The following is a 6,048-nucleotide window of genomic DNA, read 5'->3' as shown; positions in this document are numbered from 1 at the left end:
CTTTTGAGTGGATACAAAAAGGGGGGCACGTCATCGCACTTGCCATTAGAGCCGCTAACATCATCGCACGTGAAATCTGAGGGGAACACACATCATGGCACCCTCTCGCTTAACACTCTTTTGTTCCTTAGTGACGTCAGTACTGAGTGTCTCGTTTGCTCACGCTCAGGAGAACATTCAAACGACATTACAGCGCGGAAGCTATCTTGCTGCTGCTTCTGACTGCACAGCCTGCCATGCTGCGCCAGATAGAAAAAATCAGTTTTCAGGTGGCACTTCGATCCAGACGCCGATAGGCGCGATCATTGCACCGAACATCACCCCGTCACAAAAAAGCGGCATTGGACTCTACAGCGAGCAGGATTTTTCCCGCGCTTTGCGTAATGGTATTCGCCGTGATGGGGCTCCACTTTATCCTGCGATGCCTTACCCTGCATTTCGCAATCTGAATGACGATGATGTTCACGCACTCTACGTCTATTTTATGAAAGGTGTTGAACCTGTCGATAATATTGTTGCACCTACAAAGTTACCCTTTCCGTTCAATATCCGCACATTAATGAATGGCTGGAACTTTCTATACCTCGGTTCCGGAGCTCCAGTTGCTGATCCATCCAAGAGTGCCGATTATAATCGAGGGCGCTACCTTGTTGAGGGACCAGCACACTGCGGAACCTGTCATACGCCACGCGACCGTTTTATGGGAGAACAGCTTAGCGCCTCACTCTCTGGCACCTATTTGGGCAGTTGGCATGTTCCCAACATCACCCCAGATCCTGTCAGCGGCATTGGGAATTGGAATGTAGGTGAGATTGTGTCTTACCTTAAAACTGGCCAGGCTACAGGGAAAGCAAGTGCTGCTGGCGGTATGGCCGAGGTTGTTCAACATAACACCTCAAAACTGTTGGACTCTGATCTTCATGCTATCGCGGTCTATCTTAAAGCGATTCCTGTCGTTCATAACCCGGCAGATGTCACCCAGCGATCAGGTTTTACTGCGCGCAACCTGCCTGACGTAGTAGACTTGGAAGCACCTGTAGAGCGTACGGCAGATAATTTACGCAACAGCACGACATTAGATGGAGCAATACTTTATAATGGTGCCTGTGCCACCTGCCACGGTCAGACAGGCCAAGGTACATCTGACGGAACGTTCCCGTCTCTAGACCACAATAGTACTACAGGCTCGCGGTATCCTAACAATCTTATCATGGTTATTTCCGATGGTATCCACCGCAACGCCGGAGGAAAAGATGCGCTCATGCCAGCGTTCACGCCTAATCTTTCCAATGAGCAGATTGCTGCGGTAGCAAACTATGTTTTTAAAACGTTCGGAAACCCTGCCACGGCTACGGTCACTGAAGCACAAGTAGAAAAACTTCGTCATGACCAACTTCAGATGCCACTATCAGTCAGTTTCATACGGGCACTGCTAGTAATTAGCATGATTACTGTTGCTCTGTTTTTTGCCGGGATAATTATCCTAATTTTGCGACGTAGAGCTCCTCGGATCACAAGTTAATAAATTATCCGACTGAACTCTCTGTCTGGTAATAATATCAATAGGAATAGCATAATGATTATGTTGGTACCTCTTGTTGGAGGTGTGTGTACAGCTCTGGGCGTTATATTAACCTTCAGTGGTCTATGGCTTGCCGCTATAGGCGGTGCATGGTTCTATATTTTTTCTGGTATACTTATGACATGCATAGGTATATCGCTAATTAAAAAGAGCATATTGGCTTTTTATTTTGCGTGGTTATTACTATCGATAAGCGTGGTTTGGTCCTTTTGGGAAGTGGGTATCGATTTTTGGCAAACAGTTCCGAGAGTTCTCACCTATCTTGTTGTAACGCTAATCGTTTGTGCGCTTGTTCCTTTTCTCAGCGAGAGAAATGGTAATAAACCTGTCTCTGGAAAAGTTGGAGGCGGTCTTGCCGCGTTATTGGGGTGCGTGTTTGCTGCGTTTGTCGCGAGTATGTTTTCTCCCCATGCACAAGTAACTTCAAGCGGTCCCGCTAAAGTAATAGACGAGCACGCAGGAGATAATTTTGGTAATGACTGGCGAGATTGGGGCCGAAATACGAGCGGTCAACGCTTTGCACAATTCACCCAAATTAATAAAAATAACGTAAATAAACTCAAAGTCGCGTGGATATTTCGCACCGGAGATCTCGCCGTAAATGGTGCAGAGTATCAAGTAACGCCTATTAAGATAAATGACACAGTTTATCTTTGTACTCCTTTAAACAAGGTCATTGCTATTGATCCTGTGACAGGCAAAGAAAAATGGCGTTTTGATCCTAAAGTGTTAATTAATGATCAAAATAAAGACTGGAAGCGTTGCCGCGGTGTGAGCTACACAGACGAACCAGGAGCTACCTTAACAGATCGTAGCTTAGCTGACACAACGCAGACTTTGACAAGCGATCAATCTGCTGATGCTACTTGCCGTAAGCGCATCATCAGCACGACTATAGATGCACGTTTATTCGCGTTAGATGCAGATAGTGGCACACTTTGTGAAAATTTTGGTGACCACGGATACGTCAATCTCCTTGATAATCTCGGGGAAATGGAACCGGGGCATTATTATGTTACCGCAGCGCCTCTGGTAGCTGGTGGAGTTGTGGTTGTTGGGGGTAAAATATCGGATAACCTTAAGGTGGGTGAACCATCAGGGGTTGTTCGTGCCTATGATTCTCAGACTGGTAAAGTTCTGTGGGCGTTTGATCCTGCCCGGGGGGGAGAGGACACCTCTCCACTGCCGCAGGGGCAAATTTATACTCGAGAAACGCCGAATTTCTGGGGCACTGCTGCTTACGATCCTGATCTAAAGCTTGTTTATTTTCCTACAGGAAACCAAACCCCTGATTTCTGGACGGGAAATCGTCACGATTATTCAAATAAATACGGCGATGCAATTGTAGCTTTGGATATTAAGACAGGGCATGAGCGTTGGCATTTCAATACAGCTCACATTGATCAGTTCGACTATGACAATACGTCACAGCCTCTTTTGTATGATTTGCCCGATAAAAATGGCAACAAAATCCCGCTTATTATTCAGCTAACAAAACGTGGGCAGGTCTTTGTTTTAGACCGTCGTGACGGTAAACCAGTTTTCGCGGTAGAAGAACATAAGGTGCAGACGGATGTCATGCCCGGAATGCAGGTTTCACCAACGCAGCCTTATTCAGCCATTTCTGTTGGAACAACTCCATTAACAGAAGCTGACATGTGGGGCGCGACACCGTTTGACCAGCTTTATTGCCGCATACAATTTCGTGGAATGCGTTGGAGTGGAGAATGGACACCGCTTTCAGATCAGCAGCGAACCTTAATTTACCCTGGGTATTATGGCGGGATGAACTGGGGTGGCGGTGCGATCGATCCAAGCACGGGCACTCTGATTGTGAATGATATACGCATTGCCCAATGGGGGCAGTTCATTAAACAGGACGAAGCTAAAAGAAGAGGATTAAAGCCAGGCGCTGAAGGGGAGTATTCCGAGCAAAAAGGGACGCCTTGGGGCGTAGTGAGATCTATTTTTCTCTCACCTCTTGGGGTGCCCTGCTTTAAACCTCCTTTTGGAACAATGAGCGCGATTGACCTTACAACAGGGAAAACACGTTGGCAGGTTCCACTGGGAAGCATTCAGGATGCCGCGGTGCATGGTGTTGTTCCACACACATATATTCCTCTGGGAATGCCTACAATGGGTGGTCCGCTGGTTACGAAGGGTGGCTTAACCTTTTTCTTCGGGTCCTTGGATTATTATATCCGCGCGTTTGATAACGATACAGGTAAAGAACTATGGAAAGGCCGTTTGCCAGTGGGTGGACAAGGCGCGCCTATGACTTATGTGGGTCGTGATAACAAGCAATATATTGTTCTTGTAGACGGAGGCGCCACCCGAACGGGAAGCAATAAAAATCGCGGCGATTACGTAATAGCCTATAGTTTACCATAAAACTGATAACAAAGTGTGATAGTGCTGATTTTATTAACGCTATCACACGTCGTTTTTTTTTGTTTTTTTCAGTTTATTCGTGACCGATATTTCCTTCCCAAAAAAGGAGAGTCGATATACTCTACTAAGGCAAAAACAATGATGAAAAAATATGCCTATTTTTTCATTATCTGCGCTGTATTTATTACAACTCAGGTAAGTGTCAGCGTGCCAGCAAGAGGTCAGGCGAACTATCAAGGCACGGATATATGGGGACATCCAGTTTCTTCTAATTTTGTAGATTTTACAAAATTTCCTCGGATGCCCTTACGGACGCCAGTCGATGATGGTGTATTAGGGGATTGGGCCGGGCTCAAGCCTTATCTTCGGCAGTATGGTGTGGAAACAAAAATAACTTTTACTGCCGAGCTGGCCGCAAATATTCAGGGAGGCTATCGTTCCAGAGCCCCAACTGCCAAACAATTTGCATTTATTACAGACTTTGATCTCCAGAAATTAATGAACTGGAGAAACGCACGAATACATATATCGATTTCAAAACGTTCTGGCATGCAGCTTGAAAAAGATGTTGGTGTTACAACCCTTCAGCAAGTGCAGGAACTTTATGGGCGAGGAAGCGTCTGGCGTATGGCCGAAGGATGGTTTGAAGAAGATTTTGGAAAATTTACGATACGCGTTGGACGATTGTCTATTGGCAATGAGTTTGACACAACGGGTTGTATTTTTATGAATCTTGGTTTCTGTGGACCACAGACTGGCAACAATATGGGTGATTATATTTATACGTGGCCTGTATCCCAATGGGGAACTAGGTTTGTTTATTACATAACAAACAAGCTCTACATACAAACAGGTTTGTATGCCTTGGATAGTAAAAACTCTTTAGAAAAGAATATGTATTTTGGTAATCCTTTTCAAGCAAGGGCTGCTTTAGTTCCTTACGAAGTTAAATGGACCCCGTCATTTGGGCGCAACCATAATTATACGGGAACATACGAACTCGGCGGATGGTATTCCAATGATAGAGCACCTCACCTTGATTATAAATCAATAATTGACAGATACTCCGTTTTACAATCAAACCGGTACGGTGGCTATGCTAATATTGAACAGATCATTTATAGAAATAATAGCGGAAAATCTTTAACCTATATTTTACGAGGTTTGATGGCAGACAGGGCTACGTCCACGGTTTCCCGAACCATTTCAACAGCGCTGCTCTGGCAAGGTATTTCTCGTGGTAGACCCAATGATATGATTGGCTTAGCCTTTGGTATTGAGTGGCTTAGCGGCCCTTTCAAGCGCTATACCATGCGTAACAATCAATACCGAAGTCATGAGTTCGAATCAGAAATTTTTTATAGTTTAAGTCTTTCATCTTGGGGGTTTTTACGACCAAATTTCCAGTTTATTGGCAATCCTGGCGGGTATTATAAGAGAAAGGAATTTATAGTGGGAGGATTGAAGGCTGGCTTAATGTTTTGATATATTATAGATACTTTTCGAGAAGTTGTAGTTGGAGTGTTCGCAAAAAAAAACAGTTTTGCGCTTTTTCTGTGTTTTCATTTCTGCTGCGTAGATTGGGGATGGTGGAGGGCGAGGCAGCCGATTTTCTTTGATGTTGAAGAACGGCTTGCTCGGCTGACGTGGTTTGGTGACCAATTTGAAGTTTTTTCCCGGTCTGGGGATTTTGAGATGTTTCTTCCAGATCTGGAGAAGTCTCTCGCCTGTTCAGATGGAAGCAAAGGCGGGTGCCATTGAAAGGAGTTTGATCGTCTTGATCCCACCTACTCAACGCTGTTTATCTCTCAATGTCCGGCCATATTCTGGATGCAACACTGGTGGCTGCTTCCAGGCAACGCAATACGAACACTGAGAAACGGATCTCTATGTAGGAGTATCCCTGAAGACATGCAGGGCAAGTGGTCCAAACTGCCCCACAAGGACCGCCATGTGAGCTGGACACTGAAGGCAAAAATGTCAGAAAGACAGAACGCTCTCGTCAACGGATCTCGCTATCCCCTTCTTTGGTTATAAATCACAGGTATCGATAGCGGTGCCGGGTTTGATGCCAT

At 45.4% G+C, this 6,048-nt stretch carries 3 protein-coding genes and 1 pseudogene; all 4 read left to right on the top strand.

Going from position 1 to position 6,048, the window contains the following annotated elements; genetic code table 11:
• Window positions 1-94: 94 nt before the first annotated feature.
• Complete coding sequence (locus Abci_RS12995) at window positions 95-1,522, top strand: c-type cytochrome (protein ID WP_048839606.1); 1,428 nt, start codon at window positions 95-97, stop codon at window positions 1,520-1,522.
• 54 nt (window positions 1,523-1,576) lie between these two features.
• Window positions 1,577-3,973 carry a membrane-bound PQQ-dependent dehydrogenase, glucose/quinate/shikimate family gene (locus tag Abci_RS12990; protein WP_052944840.1) on the top strand — a complete coding sequence of 799 codons (2,397 nt, stop codon included), beginning with the start codon at window positions 1,577-1,579 and terminating at the stop codon, window positions 3,971-3,973.
• A 138-nt stretch (window positions 3,974-4,111) separates the two neighbouring features.
• Complete coding sequence (locus tag Abci_RS12985) at window positions 4,112-5,458, top strand: carbohydrate porin (RefSeq protein WP_048839605.1); 1,347 nt, start codon at window positions 4,112-4,114, stop codon at window positions 5,456-5,458.
• 69 nt (window positions 5,459-5,527) lie between these two features.
• Window positions 5,528-6,048 (top strand): annotated as a pseudogene (locus Abci_RS14240) (hypothetical protein); the annotation flags it as partial.

This window comes from Acetobacter cibinongensis (assembly GCF_000963925.1).
Classification (GTDB): Bacteria; Pseudomonadota; Alphaproteobacteria; order Acetobacterales; family Acetobacteraceae; genus Acetobacter; species Acetobacter cibinongensis.
This window is presented reverse-complemented; position numbering and strand designations above follow the sequence as displayed.